We start from the raw sequence: 24,479 nt of genomic DNA on the forward strand, positions 1-24,479 counted from the left end.
CAGCCGGCAGAACAATGCCGCGCATGGCTGTGTTGCTTGCTCATGCCATAGAATGGTGGTCCGGGCACATAAATTAGCGTCAAAATCCATCATATCCCGTTACCGAAACCTGAAGAGGGTCTTAACGAGACGACAAAAGGCCGCCGGATTGCTCCGACGGCCTTTGCCCAAGTTGATGTGCCGAAGTTAGTGCGGCTGCGGCTCAAGCCCGCTTTCCGGTTCGCCGTCGCCCTTCGGCTCGTCCTTCTTCGGACCGGCCTTCGGAACGGCAGACCCACGGGCCGGCGTATCGTCACCCAGGTCGCGCGACGGCTTCTGGCCCTTGATCAGCGCCTTGATTTCGGCACCCGACAGGGTTTCGTATTCAAGCAGCCCTTCCGCCAGCGTAACGAACTCGTCATGCTGGTCGGTGAGGATGCGGCGCGCTTCGACATAGGCCTCGTCGATCAGCCGGCGGACCTCCATGTCGATCTTCTGGGCCGTCGATTCCGACACGTTCTTCGACTGCGACACGGAGTGACCGAGGAACACTTCCTGCTGGTTCTCACCGTAGGCGACCTGACCGAGGATGTCGGAGAAGCCCCACTGCGTGACCATGGCGCGGGCAAGCTTGGTGGCCTGCTCGATATCGGAGGAAGCACCCGAGGTGATGTTTTCCTTGCCGAACGTCAGTTCCTCGGCAACCCGGCCGCCCATCATGATGACGAGACGCGACACCATCCACTTGTAGCTCATCGAGTAGCGATCGCCCTCGGGAAGCTGCATGACCATGCCGAGTGCACGGCCGCGCGGAATGATGGTCGCCTTGTGAAGCGGATCGGCAACAGGAACGTAGAGCGCCGTGATAGCGTGGCCGGCCTCGTGGTAGGCGGTCAGCTTCTTCTCGGCTTCGGTCATGGCGGAGGAGCGGCGCTCCGCACCCATCATGATCTTGTCCTTGGCGTCTTCGAATTCCGCCATCGTCACCAGCCGCTTGTTGCGGCGTGCGGCCATGAGGGCTGCCTCGTTGACGAGGTTCATCAGATCCGCACCCGAGAAGCCGGGCGTACCGCGGGCCAGAACCTTGAGGTCGACATTCGGTGCCAGCGGCACGTTGCGGGCATGCACCTTGAGGATCCGCTCGCGGCCGACGATGTCCGGGTTCGGCACGACGACCTGACGGTCGAAACGGCCGGGACGCAAGAGCGCCGGGTCCAGAACGTCCGGACGGTTGGTGGCAGCGATCAGGATGATGCCTTCGTTCGCCTCGAAGCCGTCCATCTCGACCAGCAGCTGGTTCAGCGTCTGCTCGCGTTCATCGTTACCGCCGCCAAGACCGGCACCACGATGGCGGCCGACGGCATCGATTTCGTCGATGAAGATGATGCAGGGCGCGTTCTTCTTGGCCTGCTCGAACATGTCGCGGACACGGCTTGCGCCAACGCCGACGAACATTTCGACGAAGTCCGAACCGGAAATGGTGAAGAAGGGGACGTTTGCTTCACCGGCAACCGAACGCGCAAGCAGCGTCTTACCCGTACCCGGAGGGCCGACCAGCAGGACGCCGCGCGGAATGCGACCGCCGAGACGCTGGAACTTCTGCGGATCACGCAGGAATTCGACGATTTCCTCGAGGTCGGCCTTGGCTTCGTCGACACCGGCAACATCATCGAACGTGACGCGGCCATGCGCTTCCGTCAGAAGCTTCGCCTTTGACTTGCCGAAGCCCATCGCACCGCGCGAGCCACCCTGCATCTGGCGCATGAAGAACAGCCAGACGCCAAGGATCAGCAGCATCGGCAACAGCGTTCCGATATAGCTCAGGAAGCCCGACGAACCATCGGTTTCCGGACGCGCGACGATCGTCACGTTCTTTGACTGCAGCCGTTCGATCAGGCTGTCGTCGATGACCGGCGAATAGGTCTGGAAGCCGGTGCCGTTCTCCGTGAAGGTACCGAGAACACGATTGCCCGTCACCACAACATCGCGGACACGTCCGGAATCGACGTCGCGCAGGAACTGCGAGTACGGGATCTCCCGCGAACTCGTCTGCGTCGGCGCCGTCTGGAACATGCTGAACAAAGCGATCAGCAGCAGGGCGATTATCGCCCAAAGGGCGAAATTACGAAAGTTTGGGTTCATCGAACTCCCCGGACAATGACGGCCCGCTCATGGCATCCGCCTTACTTGTCGCTTAACATAGGATTGCGCCGTCCCCTTGCCAAGGCAACGGCGGGCGCCGATCCTGTTTTCCGGCTGAAAACGTCAAATGGCGACGGCGGAAATGACGGCAATTCGGCGACAGCGGCAAGCGAATTCGCAAGCTGCCAATCAAATTCCGGTAGGAAGCGGTCAAACGGCAGGAGAACCCGCTCGATCGTCAGGCCGGCGGTCTCGCCGTGGCATTCTGTCACCATCGGCAAAGAACGGCGGGCAAGCCTTGCAATTCGCGGCGGCAGGCCGCCGGTGATCGGCTGCTGGTGGGCAGCATCCGGACCGCCCTCCCCGCTCTGGCCGCCCTGGCCAGACGTCATCAGTGTCGGACGGACATCCAGTGCCTGGTCGCTGTGGTTGGAGATCCTGAACCGTCCGTCCCAGACAACCGTCTCGCCGATCTCCACCCGCAGGATCGGCAGGTCCCTGTCTTCGCGCACCATGTAGAGCGCTTCCCTGCGACGTTCGAAAAGCACCCGTCCCGCTGTCATGCGACCCGGCGAAGCATTGTCGAGGAACTGGCCGATGCGCGCCTGTACCGCGCGTGAAGGCACATGAACGCGGCCACCGATGACGGCCGTCAAGGCGCCGATCAACAGTCTGAGCGCCCCCTGGTCGCCGGTCAGCACATCAAGGTCCAGCCTTGCCGCTACCCGGTGATGGAGGCTGAGGTAGTCGCCCGCCAGATCTGCAGCAGCAGCGCTCAGCTGGCGGCGACCCTCTGCCGCCTCGCGCCACTGTCGCAGAACCTCTGCTTCGTCTCCGACGGGTACGGTCGGCAGGTCCTGGCGCAAACGCGCCCGCTCGGAGCGGCGATCGATATTGCTTGGATCCTCCACCCACGGAATTGCTTCATTGCGCAGCAGGTCACGGATCGCATCGCGGCGGGTGGCAAGGAACGGCCGAAGCAAGGGAAATCGCCGATCGAGGATGGTCGACGAGGCCATGCCGGTAGAGCCCACGCCGCCTCCGCTTCTCGCACCTCGCATGGCGATCGTCTCGATCTGATCGTCGAAGGTGTGGCCGGTCACGATGACGCAAGCTTGCCGCTCGGCGGCGACCTGGCAAAGCAGGTCGTAACGGGCCGTCCGGGCGGCAGCGGCGACACCCGTTGCGGGCTTTATACCGGCCCAGCGTCGGATCACGTGCGGAATGTCGAGGCGCTGACAAAAGTCGCCGACGCTGCTGGCTTCGGCGGCGGATTCGGGCCGCAGACCGTGATCGACGGTGGCGGCAACGATCTCAAAGGTATCTGGAGGTGAATGGTCGATGGCCTGTTTCAGAGCGACAAGCAGACCAATCGAGTCGCTGCCGCCCGACACCGCGACAAGCAGACGTGACGGCCGCGGCAGGTAAGCCAGCAGGTGGTCGATAGCCTCTACGGGAGACAGTGGCGCGTCACGCTGCCCCGCGCCCGGCACGGTCAGCAGCTCAGGCGCTTCTGCTCGCTCGTCACCTTGGAAAGCACCGGACGCGCCGCATTGGGGTAACGCTTCGGCACCTCGCGCAGCGTCGCGCAGGCGGTCTCGCGGTTGTCGAGAGCGGCAAGCGACATGCCGAGCTTCAGCAGCATTTCCGGCGCCTTGGGCGACGTGCCAAAAGCCTGGTGGGCGTTGAGGAAGGTTTTGGCAGAATCGCTGTACTTGCCTTGCGAATACTGCGCCTCTCCCAGCCAGAAATTGGCGTCGGCCGCCCGCGCGCTTTTCGGAAACGACTGCAGGTAGGAGGAGAACTCGGTCTCGGCCAGCTTGTAATCACCGGACAGCACGTGGTTGTAGGCGGCCCGATACGCATCGCCTTCATTGCCAAGCGACGCGGTCTGCTGCGGATCACGGGTCGGTGCGGCGCCGCTGTCGACGCCGGGAAGCGTTGCCGAATTGCGGGCGGCCTGGTTCACCGAGCCGCCGACGGGGCTTCCCTTGCTGTCCATCTCGATGGAGCCGAGGGTTGCCGGGCCGGGTGCCGCGTTGGGAGCAACCGGTGGAGTCCCGGCGGCAGCCGGCGCGGAAGGCGCCGGGCTGCCGATGATCCGGGCTACCTCATCGTTAGCGTTTTTTTTTGAGCCAGCTGCCGGAGCGGCAGCAACCGAAGGCGCGGACCCGCCACCCGACTGGCTCTTTTCGAGCTCCTGGAAGCGGAATTCGTTGTCTTCCTGCGCCTTGCGGATCGTCTCCTGCATCTGCAGCAGCTGGAAGCTCATTTCCTCGACACGCCCGTTCAGCTGCCGCAGTTCATCCTGCAGCTGCTGGATCCGGACGGATTCGTTGGCGCTCTGCACCTGGATGACAGGTGCCTGCGACGGCTGCGCCGTCGGCGCCGACCGCTGGGCCGAGGGGAAGACATTCGACAGCGTGAACGCGGATGCCGGAGCGGTGCTAGCGGCAAGCCCCAGCATCGCTGCCAAGACAAATTTGCTCATATCGTTCGTCCTGCTTTTCGTGACGCCGGCCCGTCGGCCGGGCGCGGGTGGTTCCTGTTACAGTCGATAACAACCGCATTGAAAGCGAAATGACGGGGCAAGTTCGGCAGAACTAAGGAGAACGGAAAAAGGCGACCACGCGGTCGCCTTCCCGTCCCTCATCCCCGAAGGATCAACGGCCGGCGCCACCCAGAACAGTGACTGCGCGACGGTTCTGCGACCAGCAGGAAATGTCGTCGCAGACTGCGACCGGACGTTCCTTGCCGTAGGAGATCGTCTTCATGCGGTTTGCCGGTACGCCACGCGATGCGAGGTATTCGCGCGTCGAGGCTGCGCGGCGAGCGCCGAGTGCCAGGTTGTATTCGCGGGTGCCGCGTTCGTCGGCATGGCCTTCGACCGTGATCGCGTAGTTCGGGTAACGCTGCAGCCACTGAGCCTGACGGTCGAGCGTCTGCTGGGCATCGGCGCGGATCGAGGTCGAGTCGGTGTCGAAGAAGATGCGGTCGCCGACATTGACCGTGAAGTCCTGGCTGGAGCCCGGCGTCGCGGCGCCTGCACCCGAACCCAGGCCCAGATCGCCGGCGCTGTTGGGCATGTTCTTCTTGTTCGCGCAGCCGGCCAGCGCCAGCGCCAGCGTCAGTGCGATGACGGCAGGGTTGCGTGCCAGGGTCTGCATGCGGCTCATCGCCGGGATATTGGTGCGGCTCATGGCCGGTCTCTCCTTGATCAGAAAATTCAACGTTGCCAGACTCTAACCGATCCTGGTTAATCCGAAGCCAACAGTCATGGTTAATGATTGGTAACCTGACTGCTTCTGCCGCAATTTCAGGTCATTGCGGCAGAGTAGTGACGGGGTGGCGTCAGGCGCCACTATTCGAGAAGCGGCGACCATGCCGGGTCGGAACCGTAAGCCGGCGTCTTGATGGCCTGCTCGTTGTAGCCGGTCAGGTCGATCGAGTAGAGCTGCGGTCCGCCCGAACCAGCCGGCTGACGGAAGAACATCAGCACCCGGCCATTCGGTGCCCAGGTCGGGCCTTCGTTGTGGAAGCCGGTCGTCAGGATGCGCTCGCCCGAGCCGTCCGGCTTCATCACGCCGATCGAGAACTTACCGGCTGACTGCTTGGTGAAGGCGATCAGGTCGCCACGCGGAGACCAGACCGGCGTCGAGTAGGAGCCGTCGCCGAAGGAGATGCGCGTCTGGCCGGAACCGTCGGCGTTCATCACGTAGAGCTGCTGGCGACCGCCGCGGTCGCTTTCGAAGACGATCCGTCCGCCATCCGGCGAATAGGACGGCGAAGTGTCGATGGCAGCCGTGTTGGTCAGCCGCGTCGTGGTGCGCGACCGCAGGTCCATGGTGTAGATATTGGAGTTGGCGTCCTGCTGCAGGCTCATGATGACCTTCTGGCCATCCGGCGAGAAGCGCGGCGCAAACGTCATGCCCGGGAAGTTACCGACCACTTCGCGCTGGCCCGTCTCGAGCTGCAGGAGATAGACCCGCGGCTGCTGGCCCTCGAAGGACATGTACGTCACTTCCTGGCGGTTCGGCGAGAAGCGCGGCGTGAGGACGATGTTGTCCTTTCCGCCGGCCGTCAGCGTGCGGACGTTGAAGCCGTCCTGGTCCATGATCGCAAGCTGGCGCTGGCGGGCGTTCTTCGGGCCGCTTTCGGAGACAAACACGACGCGGCTGTCGAAATAGCCGTTTTCGCCGGTCACCTGCTTGTAGATGGCGTCGGCGATGATATGGGCGACGCGGCGCCAGTTTTCCGGCTGGGTGAAGAACTGCTGGCCGGTCATCTGCTGGCCGCCGAACGTATCCCACAGGCGGAATTCGGCGCGCAGGCGGCCGTCGCCCTCGCGGGTGACGCGGCCGGTGACCAGCGCCTGGGCATTGATCGCCTTCCAGTCCTCGAAACGCGGCATCTGGTTGGGGTCGCTGATCTTCTCGATGAAGGCAGCCTTGTTGACCGGCGCAAACAGGCCGGAGCGCTGCAGGTCGGCAGCGATCACCGCGGAAATCTGCGCACCGAGCTCGTTGCCCGACTGGAAGTCGGTCACGGCGATCGGCAGCGGCTGGACATTGCCCTTGTTGATGTTGATCTCGACGACGGCATAGGCAGGCGTGGCCGCCACCGCGGCGGTCAACATGCCCGCAGCCACCATCAGGGCACGGAAAAGAGAGAACTTGGTCATAGAGACAAGCCTTTCAGCTTTACACGAAGGGTTTGGCACAGAGTTGGCGTTTTGATCCGACATGGGTTCCAGTTCCGGCCGTTCAGAGTGCGAATTCGGAAGGATCGAAATTCAGCACCAGGGTATTCCATCCTTTTTCGCCGTCGTATTTCTCGGCCGGCATGTTCTTCAGAGGCGCCGAACGCATCAGCGCGCGATAGGTGCTGCTTTCCACGGCGCGGCGCGTGCCCTCAGGCCCACCGGTAGCGGAAATCTCCGGGCGACCGACGATGTTGCCCGACGGATCCAGCTGCACCCGAATGGTGACACGCACCTGATCCACCGAGGTCAGGCCGGCAACCAGCGACCAGTTGCCCTGGATCTGGCCCTTGACGTTGTCGACCTCGCTGGAGCTCAGGCCGGTGCCGATGGTCTTTTTATCGCCGCGCGAGGCGACTTCCGTCGAGCGCTTGGCGCCACCGCCGGCGGATTCCTGCTTGTTCAGCATCGCCGCGATCTGGTCGGCATTGAAGTCGCTCTGCTGCGAGGCGGCAGCCTTTGCGGTCTCCTGCTTCTTGTCGGCAATCTTCTTGTCCGGCGTCTTCTCGGCCGGCTTTTCCGCCGTCTGCTCAGTGGGCTTCTCGGCCGGCTTTGCTTCCTGCGGCTTGGGCGGCTCCGGACGCGAGGCGGGCACCGGCACGCTGGTCGGCAGGGGCACTTCCTCGGCCTGCTGTTCGGCGGGCTTGGGCTCCGGCTGCGGGTCGGGCTTCGGCGTCGGCGGCGTCACCTCGGGCTTCGGCGTCGGCAAGGCCGCCGTCTCTACCGGCTTCGGCGCCGTCTCTTCCGGAGCGATTTCCTTGACCTGATTGTTTTCGTTGGTCGGGTTCGGCAGCGGCTTTTCGACCTTCGGCGGCGCAGCCGCGGTCTCGGTCGGCACCGGGCGCTTTACCGGCGTCGGGGGCGTCTTCAGGTCGACATCCCGATCGCCGACATTTTCGGCGTTCTCGACGATGTTGGGCTTCGTCGTCGGGGTCGGTGCCGGCTTTTCGTTCTTCGGTGCCTTCTCGTCACCCTTCTGCGTCTGGGTGATCGATTCGACCGGGACCATGTCCACCGGGATGGCATCGACAGCCGAGACCTCGAAGGCCGCCGGAGCGCTATAGGAAAACAGCGCCCATGCCGCCAGCATGGAATGCAGAACCAGCGATGTGCCGAGACTACCCTTCATGCGCGAGGATCACTTCTCCTGTTCCTGCAGCGTCACAAGACCGATGTTCTTGAAACCTGCAGAAGAAATGCGCGCCATGACCTTCATGACAACGCCATAGGCTGCAGCCGTGTCGCCGCGCACATAGATACGTTCGTTGTAGCCGGTGGTGGCAATCGCCTCGAGCTTCGGCACCACTTCGTCAATCGCGATCGGCGTTTCCTGCAGGTAGATCTCGCCCGTCGGGTTGACCGAGATGGTGATCGGCTGCGTGTCGGAATTCATCGCCTTCGCCTGCGTTTCTGGCAGGTCGATCGGCACGCCGACGGTCATCATCGGGGCGGCCACCATGAAGATGATGAGCAGCACCAGCATGACGTCGACGAGCGGCGTAACGTTGATTTCGCTGATCGCGCCGCCACGACCGCGGCCACGTCGACCACCACGCCGTCCGCCCGAAGCCTTGGAACCACCTGCCGACATACCCATGACGTATCCTCCTCGGCGCCCTTAGCCTTACTGGGCCGCCTGGCGCGGCTGAAGCTTTTCGTCGATCTGGCGCGACAGGATGGCCGAGAACTCGTCGGCAAATCCTTCCATGCGGCCCGACAGCTTGCCGGCATCCGACATGAACTTGTTGTAGGCCATGACCGCCGGGATAGCGGCAACGAGGCCGATGGCCGTTGCCAGCAGCGCTTCGGCGATACCCGGTGCGACGACCGCAAGGTTGGTCGACTTCGAGCCGGCGATTGCCTGGAAAGAGGTCATGATGCCGACGACGGTGCCGAACAGGCCGATGAACGGACCGGCCGAGCCGATGGTGGCCAGCGATCCGAGGCGGGATTCGTAAACCTCGCTCTCGCGCGCGATCGTCACGTCCATCGCCCGGTCGATACGCATCTGCAGACCGATCGGCGAACGCGCGCCGCGTTCGAAACTCTTCTTCCACTCGCGCATCGCCGAGACGAAGATCGCGGCAAGCCCGGTGTTCTGGCGCTCGGCGAGTGTCCGGTACAGTTCTTCCAGCGACTGCCCCGACCAGAAGACCTGTTCGAACTGGTCGAAATGGCGCTTGGCGCGCGTGAAGTTCACGTATTTGTCGATGACGATCGCCCAGGTCCAGACCGAGGCGCCGATCAGACCGATCATGACGATCTTGACGACGATGCCAGCCTGCATGAAGAGCGACCAGAGGCTTACTTCGCTAGCCGCTGCAGCCAAACCCGCTTGTTCCATCTACCCACTACCCCGAATCCAATCGCCCGGCACGTAACCAATACGGGCCGGTTCGCAAGCGTTTCCCATGAAGACGCAAATGCGCTGAAATGCCCGTTTACCTGAGGTTTCAGCTGGCCTTCTCGCCTTCAAATTTGGTCAAAGGAAGGCGTGCATCGCACAAATTCCATGGATGCAAGTAAGACAATATTATCGTTAAGAATGTGTTACCGCGGGGCGGCACCCCGCACCCTCAGCTGCCGTTGAAGCTGCTGGCGATGCTGTCGGGCAACCGACGGGGCCGGCCGCTGCGGTTGATCACGGCGATGATGACCCTGGCTGCGATCAACAGCGTTTCGCCGCGGCGGATCTCCTGGACGAGCACCATCTTGGCGCCGCCGGCCTTTTCGGTTCGGGTCGTAACGGTCAGGATGTCATCCATCCGCGCCGGCGCCTTGAAATCGATCTCCATGCGGTGAACGACGAACACCAGCCCCTCCTCGTCGATCGAGACGAGCGCGCTCTGCTCGCATCCGAGGCACCGAAGATAGTCGGTCCGCCCGCGCTCCAGGAAATGCAGGTAACGAGCGTGGTAGACCAGGCCGGAGAAATCCGTGTCTTCGTAATACACCCGTTGGACGAGGCGGTGACCGCCGTCAACGAGTTCACCGGATAAGGGAAAGGAGAGGGTATCCGACATGGGTAGAGGCCAAACCAGGTTAGATGATCAAGCCTCTCCCTTACCGGCTTCGCCGGCCGACGCAAACCATTGGCAGGCATTTTAGGGCGCTGGCAATGACGTGGCATCGGGCAAGCCCTTTGCGGAGAATGGAAGGCGCGACCGCAGCCCCGGCGCTAGCTCTTTTTGTGAACTTCCGAGGCGCTCTTCAGCACCCTGTTGCCGTTCTTCTGGCGGATCAGCACGGCCGGCTCCTCGTCATCCGCCTTGCGGGTGATCTTCTTGCCCTTGATCGTGCGGGTCACGTCGTCGGTAAATGTCTGGGTGACTTCGCCGTTTGCCGTCCCCTTGCCCCATTTCCACGAGACGTCGTCGCCCTTGTGGGGTTGTTTCATGCTGCACCTCCTGTCCGCTCCGAACGATCGTCGCGGACAGCGGTTCCCGGATCAAAGGCGGTGCAGGGCATCCAGGTCCCGATCGTCCCACACCAGATGGCGGGGCACCTCGGGAAGGGTCTCGATCTCGTCGGCGATGAAGTACGGCGGAATATCCAGCGATTTCAGGGACTGGACGGTTGCCGGCACCCACTTGAACTCGAGTTCACTGTCGCCATCGACCCCCCGATGGATGATCGGTCCCGACGCGAAAGGGAAGCTCGGCGGGATCTCCATCAGGTAGTACAGCCCAAGCTCGTGCCAGTCGCGCCCTTCGTAGCGGAAGAAGTTCTCGACCATCCACAACAGCCGCCGCACGCGCACCTGCACGCCCAGTTCCTCCACCATCTCGCGCGCCAGGGTCTGCTCGGATGTCTCGCCGATCTCCGCACCGCCACCGGGGAATGTCCAGAACGGCTCGTGCACCGCCCGGTGGACAAGCACGTGGCCATCGCGAAAACCGAGGCCCGCTACCCGCATCTGGAATGTCAGCTTCGGCCTGGTCTTGATCCGGATGCGATGTCCCATGATATGCCTGGTCCTCAGCTCAGTTCGATCGACACAATTCCCGGATGCAGTCTGATGCGCATCGGTAGCTGGAACTCATTCATCGTCGAGGGTCAGGCGAAACTGCGCGGCTTCCAGATCCTTCGGCGGCTGGAGGCCGAGATGCTTCCAGGCGATTCCCGTCAGCACCCGGCCGCGCGGCGTGCGCTGGATGAAGCCCTGCTGGATCATGTAGGGCTCGATGATATCCTCGATCGCATCCCGCGGCTCAGAAAGCCCCGCGGCGATGGTTTCGATCCCGACCGGCCCGCCGCCGAAATTGACGGCGATCATGTTGAGGTAGCGCTTGTCCAACTGGTCGAGGCCCATGTTGTCGACGTTGAGGCGGGTCAGCGCCTCGTCCGCGATCTCCCGCGTCACAGCTTCTGCCCGGGCGACCTCGGCGAAGTCGCGAACCCGCCGCAGCAGCCGACCGGCGATGCGCGGTGTTCCCCGCGCCCGCCTTGCGATCTCCCGTGCGCCGTCCTCGGTAATGCCGAGGTTCATCAGCCGCGCCCCGCGTCGGACGATGAGTTCCAGCTCCTCGACCGTATAGAAATTGAGGCGCACCGGGATGCCGAACCGGTCGCGCAAGGGCGTCGTCAGCAGCCCGAGACGGGTGGTTGCGGCGACCAGCGTGAACTTCGACAGATCGATCTTCACCGAACGCGCCGCCGGACCCTCGCCGATGATCAGGTCGAGCTGAAAATCCTCCATAGCCGGATAGAGAATTTCCTCGACCGCCGGGTTGAGACGGTGGATCTCGTCGATGAACAGCACGTCCCGCTCTTCAAGATTGGTCAGGAGTGCCGCAAGGTCGCCGGCCTTGGCGATAACCGGGCCGGATGTCGAGCGGAAATTCACCCCCAGTTCCTTCGCCATGATCTGCGCCAGCGTCGTCTTGCCGAGACCCGGCGGCCCGACGAACAGCACGTGGTCAAGCGCCTCGCCGCGGTTCTTGGCGGCTTCGATGAAGACCTTCAGATTGGCGCGCGCTTCCGCCTGGCCGGTGAACTCGTCGAGCGTCTGCGGGCGCAGCGCCGCGTCGAGATCCTCGCCCTTCTTGACCGGCGAGAGGATGGGATTGGGAAGCGTCATGCAAGCAGTTCCATGCCGGGCACGCGTGCCGCGGCTTTTCGGTCGAAGGTAAATGTCGTGCTACAGCCGGCGGACCGGTTCATTTCGCTCAGCAGGGCGTCGGGGAAGTCCACGCTACCATGCCGGCAGGCATGAATGGCATTGCCGACGGCCTCGAATTCGGCCACCTCGAATTCACGGCGTTCGAGGATCGCCTGCAGGAAATCGAGAATGGCCGTGCGCGGATATTGGTAGAAGCGATTCAACACCCAGAACGCCTCGACAATGACCGAGACGTTGATGAAAAGCACGTCGTCCTCCTTGAGATGCGCGATGAACGAACGAATGCGCTCGGACTGTTGCGCATCATCGCTAACGGCGATGCGTAACAAGACATTGGTGTCTATGCCCAGGCGCGGGCTCATCGGCTGTCGCCGTCGGGATCAGTATCAGCGTGCTCGAACCGCTCGACGGCCGCATCCATGACGACGGTCTTCACATCGGGAAAGGCGCCATCAGTTTCCCTGGGCGGCCTGCCAAGGATGCCGGGAAGATCGGCAAGTGGCTTGTTACGGGGTACGATGATCAATTCACCATCTCTGATCCAGGCATAACATTTGTCGCCTGGCTTCATCTGAAGCTGGTCACGCAGGTGCTTGGGCACAGTCATCTGTCCCTTGGCGGTAAGTGTCATATTGGCGTTCATCGCAGTCCAATCTCCTTACTTTCTCAGGATAGTAAGGAATAATGCCGGGGACAAGCTATCACCGTGACAGTTCCTTCAACCCGAGACGGATAAGCTTGGCGCTGTCGCCGCCCTCGCCGCCGTTCTTCAAGGCAGCGGCCACGGCATTTGCTGCTTGGTCACGCGAATAGCCGAGATTGGTGAGCGCCGAGACGGCATCGGCGACAGGAGCGGCAGCGACGCCCTCCCCCAACTCCTGCTTGAGGCCGATATTGGCTCCCCCGTCTCCGGCAAATGCCGGCGCGCGATTCTTCAGTTCCGTGACGATGCGCACCGCGACCTTCGGCCCGACGCCCGGAGCCCGCGACACCGCAGCCTTGTCCTGCAGCGCGATGGCATTGGCAAGTTCCGACGGTGTAAGGGTCGCGAGAACCGCGAGCGCCACCTTGGCGCCGACGCCCTGCACGCTCTGCAGCAGGTTGAACCATTCCCGCTCCAGCGCGCTGAGGAAGCCGAACAGCTTCAGCTGATCCTCGCGGACATAAGTCTCGATGAACAGCACGATCGCCTCGCCCGCCGATCCGATCCGCCCCAGCGTCCGGGCCGAACAGTGGGCGACGTAACAAACGCCATGCACGTCGACGAGGACGTAATCGTCGCCGATCTCGTCGATGGTGCCTTTGAGCTTGCCGATCATGAAGCGGGTCCTGCAATGGAGTGGGTGTCGGGGCTGATCAGCTCGATTGTCGGAAAGTAGGCGCGATATCGCTGCGGGTCTCTGGTCAGCAGGCGATGTCGACGCACTGCCGCGTGAGCGCCGATCAGGAAATCCGGTAAGGTACGTTCGCGCAAACCTCCGGATCTGCGATAGCGGACGTGAGCTTTCCCGGCGAGGAACGCGGCTTCGAAGGTGATGGTCTCCCGCTTCATCCCCAACCAGGAGAATGCTGCGGTGGCTTCCGCTTCCGTCAGCGGCGATGCGCCAAGCTCAGACCAGATCACCGGATTCAAGATGAGTTCCCCCTGTGCAGCACAAGCCTTCAAAGCGTGCCGCGACCAATCCCGCACGACAGATGACTGACCGAGCATATCGATCAGGACATTCGTATCAACGATCGTGGAGGTCATCGCGCACGCCCCGGATCCACTCCATGAATTTGTCCGTCGACATGCCGCCGAGATCTACCCTACCCTCGACGCTTGCTGCCCAGGCGTCGAAGTCCTTGATCTCTCCGCTATCAGCATTGCCTTTGACGAGCCGCACACCATCGCCCGTCGCGACAAAATCGACCTCCGATCCCGGCCCGATCTTCAGTCGGTCGCGAATGTGCTTGGGGATCGTGACCTGACCTTTTTCGGTGACGCGCATGGTAATACCTCTGTGGTATTACCTAGAAGATCTGGCGGAACAACTCAAGAACAAACTAGCTGCAGGCTGCTACCCGGCAAGCGCCTGGCGCATCCGATGGCCGCCGCGATTGTGGGCATGGCAGATGGCAATTGCCAAGGCATCCGCTGCGTCATTGCCCTTGAACTCGGCCTTCGGCATGAGGATCTTCAGCATCATGTGGATCTGCTGCTTCTCGCCATGGCCGACGCCGATCACGGCCTTCTTCACCGCATTCGGCGCATATTCGGAAACCGGCAGTCCTGCCCGGGCCGGCACCAGCATCACCACGCCGCGCGCCTGGCCAAGCTTCAGGGTCGCCACGGCGTCCTTGTTGACGAAGGTCTGCTCGACCGCCGCCTCGTCCGGCTGGTAGGCGTGCACGACTTCCGCCAGCCCGTCATGCAGCTGGCAGAGCCTGGAGGCGAGATCCATGTCGCCGTCGGAAGTGACGGTGCCCGATCCGACGAACTTCAGGCTGTTGCCGAGTGTCTCGATGACGCCCCAGCCTGTGCGCCTGAGGCCGGGATCGATGCCGATGATGCGAATCGTGTTGCTCATGTCCGCAAGTCTACTCCCGAGCCGCGGCTGCGTGCCAGCGGCAATGTGAACAAAAACGAAACATCGGGTTGAAACCGTTAACCAAGGATTAAAGCTACCCGGTCGAAGCGGCCTTCGATGCCAGTCGGATGGCAACCGGACACCTCGAATCAGCTTAAAGCTGAACCCAGGAAAAACAGGAGGTCCATCATGATGATGTTCACCCGGTTGAAGAACCGGCCGATCGAGACGATCATGTTTTTCGTCACGTTCAACCTCGTGGCTGTCATCCTCGTTGCCATCAAGGCGGCGCGGCTTTCACCGGAGATCCTGGGCTTCAGCGTCGCGGCGGCATTGGCCGGCTGCGCAGCGATCGCGATGATCGCGATCCAGGTCGATGCGCCGCTGCGGCGGCTCGCCAAGGACGACGATGACAGCCAACTCTCCCGCCAGCAGATGGTGGCAGATACGGCGCGTGCGGATGAGATCGGTGCCCTGGCTCGCGAGATCAGCCGCCTGCGCCGCGAACCGGCTACCCTCCAGGCGGATCAGGAAGAGGCGCTTGCGCGGCTGGAGGATGCGCTCCGGCGGCTGTCGAATGGTGACCTCTCCTGCCTGCTCTATGTCAGCTTCCCGGAAAAGCTCGATGGTCTGCGCGTGCGCTTCAACCGGCTTGCCTCGATGATGAACGTCAATCTCTCTGCCGCCCATCGCAGCACCACGGCGCTTCGTGAGCATGGACGTGCCAGCCAGGGCGACCTTGCGGTGATCGGCGAACGGATTGCCGGTGCTTTGCCGGCCGCTCAAAAAGCAAACGGCGCGCTCGACGTCCTGAACCGCGCAGCGCATACGCGTCATCGGGATGCCGACACCATCTCACGTCGCCTCGCGGGGATCGCGGAGCACGGCACCGGGATCGCAAACGCATCGACCGAAGCGCTCAGCGCCAGCGAGGCGGCCGGCCGGTCTCTCGATAGCGTCACCCAATTGGTCCATTCGGTCGGAAGCCTGACGATCAAGGCGGAGGAACTGGCAGCTGTCCTCGCAGACAAGGATGGGCTAGACGGCTTGCCGCCAAATCCTCAAGCGGCAGTGCTTGCCCGGCAGCTTGCGGATGCGGGCATGGCAACAACCCAGGATCTGTTGATCCACACCCACGAAATGGAACAGCAACTGAGCGACAGCCTCCGGCACGTGCGTAGCCTGACGCGCGACGCCGTGATGCTCGCCGGAACAATCGAGACGGTGGCGGCGCCCGTCGAGCGACTGGCGCGGAATGTTGAGCTGGAAGTCCAGCGGCTTTCGCTTGCACACATGTCGGCCAGGGAAACGGAAATCGTGCTCTCCCGAACCCATGAGATCGTCCAGGCGAGCGAGAACGCGATGGTGCGCATCATGAGCGAAGCGAGCGCCATCGATACCCGCTTGTCGCTTTTCAGTTTCGTGGCGCCGGGGCGGCCGGAGCACGACCGCCTGCCGGGCGAAAAATCCCATCTGCGCTCCGTTACCTGAGCGCACCCGGGCGGCCGGCGGGCACGGCGAGAAAATGATGGAGGGTCTTAGAATCGGATCTGGAGCAACTACATAGAGACCTCAACAGATCTCTTTATGAAAAGCGCGTCCCATGATCCCCTTTTCCATTCTTGACCTTTCTCCCGTCGCCGAAGGCAATTCCGTCGGGCAGGCCCTCGACGAATCCAGACAACTGGCGCAGGCGGCCGAGGAACTCGGCTATAACCGTGTCTGGCTTGCCGAACATCACGGGATGCCGGGCATTGCCAGCGCCGCAACCTCGGTGGTGATTGGTCATATCGGCGCTGCGACGAAGCGGATCCGCATCGGCTCTGGCGGCGTCATGCTGCCGAACCATTCGCCGCTGGTGATCGCCGAGCAGTTCGGAACGCTGGAAGCGCTGTTCCCGGGTCGCGTCGATCTCGGCCTTGGGCGGGCACCGGGCACCGACATGCGCACAGCCCGGGCTCTGCGCCGTAACCTCGATGCCGGCGCTGAAAACTTCCCGCACGACATCGTCGAGCTGCAGCATTACCTCGGCAACCCGACCGACGACCAGCCGATCCTGGCCGTGCCCGGCATACAGTCACCCATCCCGATCTGGTTGCTCGGATCCAGCCTCTACAGTGCCCATCTGGCGGCGGCCCTCGGCCTGCCCTATGCCTTCGCCTCGCATTTCGCCCCGGACATGCTGATGGACGCGCTGGCGATCTACCGCGAACGGTTCCAGCCGTCCGCGACGCTCGACGAGCCCTATGCGATGGTCGGCGTGATGGGCGTGGTTGCCGATAGCGACGCGCAGGCGCAGCACCTGTTCACCTCGGCGCAGCAGCAGTTCGTCAACCTGCGCCGCAACATCCGTTCGCAGTTCCCGCGTCCCGTCGACACGATGGACCCGCTGTGGTCGGAGATGGAGCGGATCAACGTCGAACATACGCTGCGCTATGCGGCGGTCGGCTCGCCGGAAACGGTCAACGCCAAGCTCGCCGGCTTCCTCGCCGAAACCGGTGCCGATGAACTGATCATCTCGATGCCGGTGCACGACATCGGCGCACGGCTGCGTTCCGCCGAACTGTTCGCCGGCCTGCCGCTGATGCAGAAGGCCGCCTGAGTTCGTTTGCGATAACGGCATCCGGTGCCGGCGATTACTTCGCCGGTGCCGGAGCCGCCGACCAGGTGAGATAGTAGTAGGCATCGCCGATCATGCCGAAATAGGCGCTGTTACCGGTCGCCTTGTCGGTATAGCTGCCATCGCTCTTCAGCTGATATTTTGCCCCACCTTCCCGCACCAGGCTGTCGCGCAGGAAACTGCTCCATTCGGCAATGCCGGTCGAAGCCGCCTTGGTCGGCGCGGCATCCGCGTCGCCGGTGTCCCAGGCGAGGATCTTCTCGCCCTTGACCGCGTCGGTCACCATCAGCGTACCGGCGGCCAGCGCCTCCAGCATCGCATCCGCCTGCGCCTTGGTGGAGGGCGACGCGGCCAATTCCTGCAGCTTGGCCTTGAGCCCCGCCATGAACGACACGCTTTCCACATCGTCGGAAACCGACGGCGTCTCGGGTTGCGACGGCGTCTGCGAAGCGCCGCTGCCCGCCAGCAGGTCGGCGAGCGAATAGGTGGAGCCGGGAAGGTCGTCGTCTGAGCTGTCGATGCCATAGTCGGCGAGCAGGCTTGACGCCATGCTGCGGCTGCCGCCGTCGTTCGAGGCTGCCTGTGCATCGTTCTCCTTGAAGATGCGGATGGCGGTCTGCGTCGACCAGAGACGCACGCTGTCGAGAGAGGAAACCATGCTGTTCTCCTGAAGAAGAGCGTTGCGGCAGGAAGAATCGCGGGGCCGCGATCCCGTCTGCCGGGCACGATTTCACCCCTGGCCTATGCGGGGCTTGCGTCCGCCGCCGCTGACGGCTCAGAAGAACCGCACGGCCGCCGTGGCGATGATGATGACGGCAACCGCCAGCATCAGCGGCTTTACCGGCAGCCGCTTGACCACCAGCGCTCCGATGGGAGCCGCCAGTACGCCGCCGACCACCAGACCCGCGGCGGAGCTCAGTTCCGACCAGCCGAGGGTCAGAATGAACGTCAGCGAGATCACCAGCGTCACGCCGAATTCGGTGAGGTTGGTAGAGCCGATGACCTTCTTCGGCTCGTGGCCGCGACCGAGAAGCGAACTCGTGACGATTGGCCCCCAGCCGCCACCGCCCATTGCATCAAGCAGGCCGCCGGCGCCGCCGACGTAAGGAACCAGCCAGTCATGCACGTCGCGCGGCCAGCGCGGGCGGAAGGCCTTGTAGAGGATGAACAACCCGACGGCGATGAGATAGGCGGAAATGAAGGGCGCAATCGCCTCGCCGTCAATGCTGGAGAGCAGGTAGGCACCGATCGCGCCGCCGATCATGCCGGCCGGCGCAAGGCGGGCCACAAGCCGCCAGTCGACATTGCGCTGATAGGCGTGGGAGACGCCCGAAGCTGCGGTGGTAAAGCATTCGGTGACATGCGTCATCGCACTCGCGACGGCCGGCGGCACGCCGACAGAAAGGAGCGCCGTCGTGCAGAGGACGCCGAACGCCATGCCGAGCGCGCCGTCGACGAGCTGGGCGAGAAAGCCGATGAGGACGAAAATCAGGAAATCTGCGTCGAAAAATTCCGCGAGCACATCAGCGTCTCCGTTGAACCAGAGTAGGAGCTAGGCCCGCCCGGGTGAAGGAAAAGACCGGCCTCGGCAATTTTCCGCAGCGGCAGGCTGCAAGCAGAAACAAAGACGCCGCCCTTGCGGACGGCGCGATCTGTCGGCCGGGAGGCAACACGCCTCCCCCAAGAACCCATCAGGCGGAAAGCTTCGCCATCACTTCGTCGGAAACCTCGAAGTTCGAATAGACGCTCTGGACGTCGTCGTCGTCTTCGAGGCTGTCGATCAGCTTCATCAGCGACTGGGCCTTTTCCTCGTCGACCGGCACCGTGTTCTGCGGCTTCCAGATCGTCTTTACCGTATCGGCTTCGCCGAGCTTCGCTTCCAGCGCCTTGGAAACCTCGCCGAGGCTTTCGAAGGCGCAGATGATCGTGTGGCTTTCCTCGTCGGAGACCACATCGTCGGCGCCGGCCTCGATGGCGGCTTCCATGATCGTGTCCGCGTCGCCGGCCGACGCCTTGTAGACAATCTCGCCGACATGATCGAACGAGAACGACACGGAGCCGGTTTCACCCAGAGCGCCGCCAGCCTTGGTGAAGGTCGAGCGGACGTTTGACGCGGTGCGGTTGCGGTTGTCGGTCAGCGCCTCGACGATGACGGCGACGCCACCCGGACCGTAGCCCTCGTAGCGAACGGCATCGTAGTTCTCGCTGTCGGCGCCCGAGGCCTTCTTGATGGCGCGGTCGATGTTGTCCTTCGGCATCGACTGTGCCTTGGCATTCTGGATCGCCAGACGCAGCGCGGCGTTCATCGATGGGTCCGGCAGACCAGTCTTGGCGGCGACGGTGATTTCGCGTGCGAGCTTGGAGAACATCTTCGAACGGATGCCGTCCTGCTTGCCCTTGCGGTGCATGATGTTCTTGAACTGTGAATGGCCAGCCATGGCACCCCTTCATCGCGTAATATGTCTGGAAGGCCGGCTTATAGGCAGTAACGCCGTCTGGATCAACAGAAAAGCGGGCCGCGACCCTGTCCGGCAGGCCTTTCCGAGCGCCTGTGGAGGCGGTTTCCAGCCGCGTGTCCGGCGGGGAACAAAGCAACACGGAAGACGTTTTCTGAACCGACCCCTGATCGTGAAAGGATCTTCAATGGTAAGTCTTTCGGAAGCACGCGACGCGCCGGCCCGCCAGCTGTGGGACGAGATCAATGGACTGCATGCCGGCATGCTGGGCATTGAAGGCTCGCAGATGCATTTCCAGCCGATGGCGCCGCATGCCGATCCCAAGACGAACACCATCTGGTTCTTCACAAAGACCGACACCGACCTGGTCCACGCCATCCGCCCCGGCACCCGCGCGCACTTCTGCGTCGTCGGCAAGAACCACGACTACCACGCCTGCCTTGCCGGCGTCATCGAGGTTCGCAAGGAAGCCGCCAAGATCGACGAGTACTGGAGCGCCGTGACCGCCGCCTGGTACGAGCATGGCAAGGACGACCCGCAGTTGACGCTTCTTGCTTTGCATGTCGACGACGCCGAAATCTGGGCGTCCACCGACAGCAGCCTGAAGTTCGGCTGGGAAATCGCCAAGGCCAACATGAACGACGAGAAGATGCCCGAGGTCGGCGTCAAGCAGCACCTGTCCTTCGCCTGATGGCAACAGAAGCGTCCCGCGGCGGCTACAGGCCCTGCGGGACGAGGATCGTTGGCTTGCGTGGCAGGCTGCGCATCGACACCGTCAGCACCCGGTCCCTTGCTGTCGCGATGTCGTAGCGGCCGTCGAACATCGACAGAAACCGGTCCAGCGACGATCCGCCCCGGTGCATCGGCAGGATCAGCGACGACCGCAGGCGCTGGACGACGCGGCTCATGCTGTCGGCACCCATCGTCAGGCCGCCATCGGTCGGGACCATCAGAATGTCCAGCCGGCCGATCTCCGTATAGTGGCTCTCCGTCAACTCGTGATGCAGGTGGCCGAGATGGCCGATGCACAGCCCGGCGATCTCGAAGATGAAGATCGAGTTGCCGTTTTCTTCGAAGCCGCCATAGCTGCGGATGTCGGTCGTCACGTTGCGGACGTAGCTGTCCCCCACCATCACCCGATGCTCGATCTTGTCGCCGGGAACCTCGCTCCAGCCATGCAGCACATGCTCGATCCCAAGATCCGGCGCCAGCGTGAAGTGGGTGGAATGCGCCTTGTTCATGGTGACGACGTCAGGCATCACCGGCGGACGATAGGCGCCGTTGTAGTCGGTGGCGATAACGACGCCTTCCGGGCTCTCGATCTGGTAGGTTGAATGGCCGACGAAGGTGATCTTCACCTCCTCGCGGGCGCTCGATAGCTGCGCAGTCTCGAATGGCTTGAAGCTGGCGAAGGTGACTTTGGGAATGGCCGAGGCGATCGCCTGGCACTGGCTGACGGGCATCTGCGCGCCTTGTGCGGCGGCACCGTCAAACGTCATGAACAGCAGTATCAGAGCGAATGCGACAGTCCGCAGCATCATGCCACCCCCTCGTCCGGTCCGGTGACGAAGGATGCGACAGGCGCGCGAAAGCGTCCACCACTTAAGCGTGGGCCGGGCTCACAAATGCGTCATCCGCGGGAAGAGCGGCGGCAATTCGTCGGGCGGTTCAGCGAGACTCGCCGTCGGCCGGTGCCCGGGGATCGAGCATCAGGCTTTCCGGAGTGGCGAGAGAGGCCGTCGCGGCCGTGGTGTAGTTGTCCTTCTCGGCACTCGACAGCCCGGCGCGGCGACGCGTGCGGAAGATCGAGTGACCAAACACCACCAGATGCGCCAGCGCCGTCACGCCGAACAGCGCATGCGGGCCGAAATGCGTCATCACCGGTCCGCCAAGCGTCGGCCCGATGATCGTACCGATGCCGAACAGCAGCAGCAGGCCGCCGGACACCTTGACGAAATCCTCTGGGCTGGCGAAGTCGTTGGCATGCGCCACCGCGATCGGATAGAGCGCGTTGGCGGTTGCGCCGTACACAGCCACCAGCGCGATGATCAGGTAGACGTTGAGCGGCTGGAGCGTCAGCAGCAGCAGGCCGGCCACCGCCGAGACACCGGAGAGCGTCGCCAGCACGTAGCGTCGGTCCATCCGGTCCGACAGCCGGCCGGCCGGGAACTGCATGATGGCGCCGGCAAAGATGGTGATCGACACCATCACCGCGATCGTTCCCTGGTGCAAACCCGCTTGTGCTGCAAAGACTGCCACCAGCGTGCCGTAGGCGCCATTGGCGGTGCCGATCATCAGGATACCGATGAACGACACGGGGGAATTGCGGTAGAGCGCCGGCAGGTCGAGGCTCACCCGTTTCAGCGGTTGCGGCGAAGCGGCGGTCGACAGTGTCGTCGGCAGGATGGCGATGCAGTAGAGAATGCCGCAGATCATGAACAGCAGCGGCGTCGAAACGTCCGCAAGCCCGACCAGCAGCTGACCGCCGACCACGCCCATCAGGGTGATGGCGATGTAGAACGAGAAGATCGCCCCGCGGCTTTCGTTGGTCGCCCGCTCGTTCAGCCAGCTTTCGATGATCATCGAGGTGCCGGCGGTGCAAAAGCCGGTAACGGCGCGAAGGGTCAGCCAGGCGACGTCGTCGACGACGATGCCGGTCACCAGCACATTGAGGCAGATGATCGCCCCGAAGCCGGAAAACGCCCGTACATGGCCTATCCGCCGGACGAGCTGCGGCGCGACGAAACATCCGAGCACGAACCCGCCTGCCCAGGTCGTGCCGAGAAGGCCGAGCACCTCGTTGGAATAGCCCTCCATCGTGCCGCGCACCGGCAGGAGAAGACCCTGCAGGCCATTGCCGAGGAAGAGAAACAGAGTGCCGAGGAGTAGGCTGAGGACGGGCAGTATGTTGCGAGGCATTTACATCGACCGTTGGTAAGTCCGGTTCAGGTTCTGCCGCACGACTAGCACGGCAAGTGTTAAGCTGCTCTGTCGATCCGGCAACTGCGGTAAACGTGTGGTTGCACGGGATCGACGGCGCGGGGAAGCCAGGCCCGGCACGCCCGAACAAAACAATGGTTCCGAATCTCGCCCCCACGGCCTATCTGTGGTGCAGGCGAAAAATGTCCAGCCTGTGGCTGATGGCCGCCCGCTGCAGGAAAAACATGACGAAACTGATCGGCCTCCTCCTCATCCTGGCGATGATAGCGCAGATCATCAAGCCGCTCGGCGTGCCTGGTCTCAGGCGTCGCGCCGATTTCTGGAAACTCGCGGTGGTGGCATTTGCGCTGTGGGCGCTGACCCTGCTGCTGCGCGACTTCACCTGACCTCTCGCAGCCGTTCCGGAACCTGTCGTCAGGCCAGCCATTGAAATCTCGACGGATCTGATAGAGATTACACCGACGGTCAACCGGAGCCGCCGCTGCGCAGATTGCAGCCCGCGGAAAACGAGGAGCGTCCATGAAGTATGACGTCGCCGTCGTCGGCGCAGGGTTTTCGGCCATCGCTGCCACGATCAACCTGCTGCGCCTGCTGCCCGCCTCTTCACGTATCGCCGTCGTCGGCGACGATCCCGGTTTCGGCCGCGGCACAGCCTATCGCAGCGAATTCTACCAGCACCGGCTGAACGTGCCGGCCGCCCGCATGTCGATCTATCCCGATCAGCCGGAGGATTTCCTCGACTGGCTGGCGGAAGCTGGCCGCGAGGTTGGCGGCGGTGACTTCGCCAGCCGCAGCGATTTCGGCCTTTACCTGCGCGACCGGCTTGCCGCCCTCCTGCGCGACCGGGCCAACCGGCCGCGGGTGGATTTCATCAAGTCGCGGGCGATCGGCTGTGTCGACATATCGCCGTCGACAACGCTGATCCGGCTGGTCGACAACGAGGAAGTCGCCGCCTGCCACACCATCCTGTGCCTCGGGGTCGGCACGGCCCCGCTGCCGGTTCCGGCCGATGCCATTGCTGCGTCCATCCGCACGAAAATCGTCGACAATCCGTGGCGGCTGGGCTGGCTGACCCACGTCCGGCGCGACGACCGGATCTGCATGCTGGGCTCCGGCCTGACCATGGTCGACCAGGTGCTGGCGCTGCGCGCGCGCGGCCATCGCGGGACGGTCGACGTCCTCTCCCGCCGCGGCCTGGTGCCGCATCCGCATCTCGACCAGCCGACGCCGCCGGTTGCCCCGCAACTGCCGGACACCACGCAACTCAGCGCACTCCTGCAGGCGATCCGCCGTGAGGTGCGGCAGGGTACACCGTGGCGCAGCGTCCTTGACGGCCTCCGACCGCAGACGCAGAGGCTCTGGCAGCAGCTTTCGGTCGCGCAAAAAGGGCGGTTTCTCCGCCACGCGCTGGCCTGGTGGACCGTACACCGCCATCGTCTGGCGCCGGATGTCGGCCGGGAATTCCAGACGCTCATCGACGACGGCACGGTCAAGGTGCACGCCGGCTACCTGCAGCGCATCGAGGCAAGCGGCGCCGGCGCCCTGGTCACCTACCGCAGCCGCGGCAGCGCGGAGATGAACAGGATCGGCGCCGACTGGATCGTCAACTGCACGGGCATGGAGCGCGCCGGGATCAGACACTCGCCGCTGCTTCAGACGATGGCCCAGCGCGGCCTCCTGCAGGGCGATCCTCTGGGTCTCGGTGTCGTGGTCGACGACCGGGCGCATCTGGTCGCTGCGGATGGACGCGTGCATCCGCACATCTTCGCCGTCGGCGCGCTGACCGCCGGACGCTTCTGGGAGATCACCGCTGTGCCGGACATTCGCGTGCAGGCCCAGGCCGTCGCATCGGAGATCGCCCAGGCCGTCAGCATCGGCGCTGCGGCCTGAG

At 63.4% G+C, this 24,479-nt stretch carries 28 protein-coding genes; 5 read left to right on the top strand and 23 right to left on the bottom strand.

Going from position 1 to position 24,479, the window contains the following annotated elements:
- Positions 1 to 186: 186 nt before the first annotated feature.
- The 18 genes from ftsH to ruvC all read right to left on the bottom strand — a co-directional run bounded on the left by ftsH (position 187) and on the right by ruvC (position 14,572).
- Complete coding sequence (ftsH, locus tag AAIH46_RS04705) at positions 187 to 2,121, bottom strand: ATP-dependent zinc metalloprotease FtsH (RefSeq protein WP_430304454.1); 1,935 nt, start codon at positions 2,119 to 2,121, stop codon at positions 187 to 189.
- 41 nt (positions 2,122 to 2,162) lie between these two features.
- Complete coding sequence (gene tilS, locus AAIH46_RS04710; RefSeq protein WP_430304455.1) at positions 2,163 to 3,614, bottom strand: tRNA lysidine(34) synthetase TilS; 1,452 nt, start codon at positions 3,612 to 3,614, stop codon at positions 2,163 to 2,165.
- A 2-nt stretch (positions 3,615 to 3,616) separates the two neighbouring features.
- The gene (gene ybgF / locus AAIH46_RS04715; protein ID WP_430304456.1) at positions 3,617 to 4,612 is read right to left on the bottom strand and encodes a tol-pal system protein YbgF; all 996 of its coding nucleotides are present in this window, start codon (positions 4,610 to 4,612) and stop codon (positions 3,617 to 3,619) included.
- Positions 4,613 to 4,784: 172 nt separating this feature from the next.
- Entirely contained in the window at positions 4,785 to 5,321 is a 537-nt protein-coding gene (pal, locus tag AAIH46_RS04720; protein ID WP_430304457.1) for a peptidoglycan-associated lipoprotein Pal, read from the bottom strand.
- Between the two features lie 161 nt (positions 5,322 to 5,482).
- Positions 5,483 to 6,802: a Tol-Pal system beta propeller repeat protein TolB gene (tolB, locus tag AAIH46_RS04725; protein WP_430304458.1), complete on the bottom strand. Its 1,320-nt coding sequence runs from the start codon at positions 6,800 to 6,802 to the stop codon at positions 5,483 to 5,485.
- Between the two features lie 82 nt (positions 6,803 to 6,884).
- Positions 6,885 to 8,009: a hypothetical protein gene (locus AAIH46_RS04730; protein ID WP_430304459.1), complete on the bottom strand. Its 1,125-nt coding sequence runs from the start codon at positions 8,007 to 8,009 to the stop codon at positions 6,885 to 6,887.
- A gap of 9 nt (positions 8,010 to 8,018) precedes the next feature.
- Positions 8,019 to 8,477, bottom strand: coding sequence for a protein TolR (gene tolR, locus AAIH46_RS04735; protein WP_430304460.1), 459 nt, complete (start codon positions 8,475 to 8,477; stop codon positions 8,019 to 8,021).
- Between the two features lie 27 nt (positions 8,478 to 8,504).
- Positions 8,505 to 9,224 carry a protein TolQ gene (tolQ, locus tag AAIH46_RS04740; RefSeq protein WP_430304461.1) on the bottom strand — a complete coding sequence of 240 codons (720 nt, stop codon included), beginning with the start codon at positions 9,222 to 9,224 and terminating at the stop codon, positions 8,505 to 8,507.
- 232 nt (positions 9,225 to 9,456) lie between these two features.
- Entirely contained in the window at positions 9,457 to 9,903 is a 447-nt protein-coding gene (gene ybgC, locus AAIH46_RS04745) for a tol-pal system-associated acyl-CoA thioesterase (RefSeq protein ID WP_430304462.1), read from the bottom strand.
- Between the two features lie 155 nt (positions 9,904 to 10,058).
- Entirely contained in the window at positions 10,059 to 10,277 is a 219-nt protein-coding gene (locus tag AAIH46_RS04750; protein WP_430304463.1) for a DUF2945 domain-containing protein, read from the bottom strand.
- 51 nt (positions 10,278 to 10,328) lie between these two features.
- A complete protein-coding gene (locus tag AAIH46_RS04755; RefSeq protein WP_430304465.1) occupies positions 10,329 to 10,844 on the bottom strand; it encodes an NUDIX hydrolase in 516 nt (171 codons plus the stop codon).
- A gap of 75 nt (positions 10,845 to 10,919) precedes the next feature.
- Positions 10,920 to 11,960: a Holliday junction branch migration DNA helicase RuvB gene (gene ruvB, locus AAIH46_RS04760; RefSeq protein ID WP_430304466.1), complete on the bottom strand. Its 1,041-nt coding sequence runs from the start codon at positions 11,958 to 11,960 to the stop codon at positions 10,920 to 10,922.
- Complete coding sequence (locus AAIH46_RS04765) at positions 11,957 to 12,364, bottom strand: PIN domain-containing protein (protein WP_430304467.1); 408 nt, start codon at positions 12,362 to 12,364, stop codon at positions 11,957 to 11,959. Before AAIH46_RS04765 ends, ruvB begins: the two co-directional genes overlap by 4 nt.
- Positions 12,361 to 12,645 (bottom strand): AbrB/MazE/SpoVT family DNA-binding domain-containing protein, encoded by a 285-nt coding sequence (locus tag AAIH46_RS04770; RefSeq protein WP_430304468.1) that lies wholly within the window; start codon positions 12,643 to 12,645, stop codon positions 12,361 to 12,363. Before AAIH46_RS04770 ends, AAIH46_RS04765 begins: the two co-directional genes overlap by 4 nt.
- 58 nt (positions 12,646 to 12,703) lie before the next feature.
- On the bottom strand, positions 12,704 to 13,321 hold the full coding sequence (gene ruvA, locus AAIH46_RS04775; RefSeq protein WP_430304470.1) for a Holliday junction branch migration protein RuvA: 618 nt from the start codon (positions 13,319 to 13,321) through the stop codon (positions 12,704 to 12,706).
- Positions 13,318 to 13,752 carry a type II toxin-antitoxin system VapC family toxin gene (locus tag AAIH46_RS04780; RefSeq protein WP_430304472.1) on the bottom strand — a complete coding sequence of 145 codons (435 nt, stop codon included), beginning with the start codon at positions 13,750 to 13,752 and terminating at the stop codon, positions 13,318 to 13,320. The genes ruvA and AAIH46_RS04780 overlap by 4 nt, the downstream gene beginning before the upstream one ends.
- Entirely contained in the window at positions 13,733 to 13,993 is a 261-nt protein-coding gene (locus AAIH46_RS04785) for an AbrB/MazE/SpoVT family DNA-binding domain-containing protein (protein ID WP_430304473.1), read from the bottom strand. The genes AAIH46_RS04780 and AAIH46_RS04785 overlap by 20 nt, the downstream gene beginning before the upstream one ends.
- A gap of 69 nt (positions 13,994 to 14,062) precedes the next feature.
- Positions 14,063 to 14,572 carry a crossover junction endodeoxyribonuclease RuvC gene (gene ruvC / locus AAIH46_RS04790; protein WP_430304474.1) on the bottom strand — a complete coding sequence of 170 codons (510 nt, stop codon included), beginning with the start codon at positions 14,570 to 14,572 and terminating at the stop codon, positions 14,063 to 14,065.
- Between the two features lie 189 nt (positions 14,573 to 14,761).
- Here ruvC and AAIH46_RS04795 point away from each other — a divergent pair, with 189 nt between their 5' ends.
- Positions 14,762 to 16,063: a hypothetical protein gene (locus tag AAIH46_RS04795; RefSeq protein ID WP_430304475.1), complete on the top strand. Its 1,302-nt coding sequence runs from the start codon at positions 14,762 to 14,764 to the stop codon at positions 16,061 to 16,063.
- Positions 16,064 to 16,175: 112 nt separating this feature from the next.
- Positions 16,176 to 17,174 (top strand): LLM class flavin-dependent oxidoreductase, encoded by a 999-nt coding sequence (locus AAIH46_RS04800; RefSeq protein ID WP_430304476.1) that lies wholly within the window; start codon positions 16,176 to 16,178, stop codon positions 17,172 to 17,174.
- A 34-nt stretch (positions 17,175 to 17,208) separates the two neighbouring features.
- Here AAIH46_RS04800 and AAIH46_RS04805 read toward each other — a convergent pair whose 3' ends face one another.
- The 3 genes from AAIH46_RS04805 to AAIH46_RS04815 all read right to left on the bottom strand — a co-directional run bounded on the left by AAIH46_RS04805 (position 17,209) and on the right by AAIH46_RS04815 (position 19,630).
- Positions 17,209 to 17,850, bottom strand: a complete 642-nt coding sequence (locus tag AAIH46_RS04805; RefSeq protein ID WP_430304477.1) for a hypothetical protein — start codon at positions 17,848 to 17,850, stop codon at positions 17,209 to 17,211.
- A gap of 117 nt (positions 17,851 to 17,967) precedes the next feature.
- On the bottom strand, positions 17,968 to 18,630 hold the full coding sequence (locus AAIH46_RS04810) for a sulfite exporter TauE/SafE family protein (protein ID WP_430305001.1): 663 nt from the start codon (positions 18,628 to 18,630) through the stop codon (positions 17,968 to 17,970).
- Between the two features lie 253 nt (positions 18,631 to 18,883).
- Positions 18,884 to 19,630: a YebC/PmpR family DNA-binding transcriptional regulator gene (locus tag AAIH46_RS04815; protein ID WP_430304478.1), complete on the bottom strand. Its 747-nt coding sequence runs from the start codon at positions 19,628 to 19,630 to the stop codon at positions 18,884 to 18,886.
- Positions 19,631 to 19,835: 205 nt separating this feature from the next.
- Here AAIH46_RS04815 and AAIH46_RS04820 point away from each other — a divergent pair, with 205 nt between their 5' ends.
- On the top strand, positions 19,836 to 20,339 hold the full coding sequence (locus tag AAIH46_RS04820; protein ID WP_430304479.1) for a pyridoxamine 5'-phosphate oxidase family protein: 504 nt from the start codon (positions 19,836 to 19,838) through the stop codon (positions 20,337 to 20,339).
- Positions 20,340 to 20,364: 25 nt separating this feature from the next.
- Here AAIH46_RS04820 and AAIH46_RS04825 read toward each other — a convergent pair whose 3' ends face one another.
- Both AAIH46_RS04825 and AAIH46_RS04830 read right to left on the bottom strand, forming a co-directional pair.
- The gene (locus AAIH46_RS04825) at positions 20,365 to 21,189 is read right to left on the bottom strand and encodes an MBL fold metallo-hydrolase (protein WP_430304481.1); all 825 of its coding nucleotides are present in this window, start codon (positions 21,187 to 21,189) and stop codon (positions 20,365 to 20,367) included.
- 127 nt (positions 21,190 to 21,316) lie between these two features.
- Positions 21,317 to 22,567, bottom strand: coding sequence for an MFS transporter (locus tag AAIH46_RS04830; RefSeq protein WP_430304482.1), 1,251 nt, complete (start codon positions 22,565 to 22,567; stop codon positions 21,317 to 21,319).
- Positions 22,568 to 22,812: 245 nt separating this feature from the next.
- Here AAIH46_RS04830 and AAIH46_RS04835 point away from each other — a divergent pair, with 245 nt between their 5' ends.
- Positions 22,813 to 22,974 carry a hypothetical protein gene (locus AAIH46_RS04835; RefSeq protein ID WP_430304483.1) on the top strand — a complete coding sequence of 54 codons (162 nt, stop codon included), beginning with the start codon at positions 22,813 to 22,815 and terminating at the stop codon, positions 22,972 to 22,974.
- A 133-nt stretch (positions 22,975 to 23,107) separates the two neighbouring features.
- Positions 23,108 to 24,478 carry an FAD/NAD(P)-binding protein gene (locus AAIH46_RS04840; protein WP_430304484.1) on the top strand — a complete coding sequence of 457 codons (1,371 nt, stop codon included), beginning with the start codon at positions 23,108 to 23,110 and terminating at the stop codon, positions 24,476 to 24,478.
- Position 24,479: the final 1 nt, after the last annotated feature.

It is taken from the genome of Rhizobium sp. 0TCS1.26 (assembly GCF_050455525.1).
In the GTDB taxonomy this organism is placed as follows: domain Bacteria; phylum Pseudomonadota; class Alphaproteobacteria; order Rhizobiales; family Rhizobiaceae; genus Neorhizobium.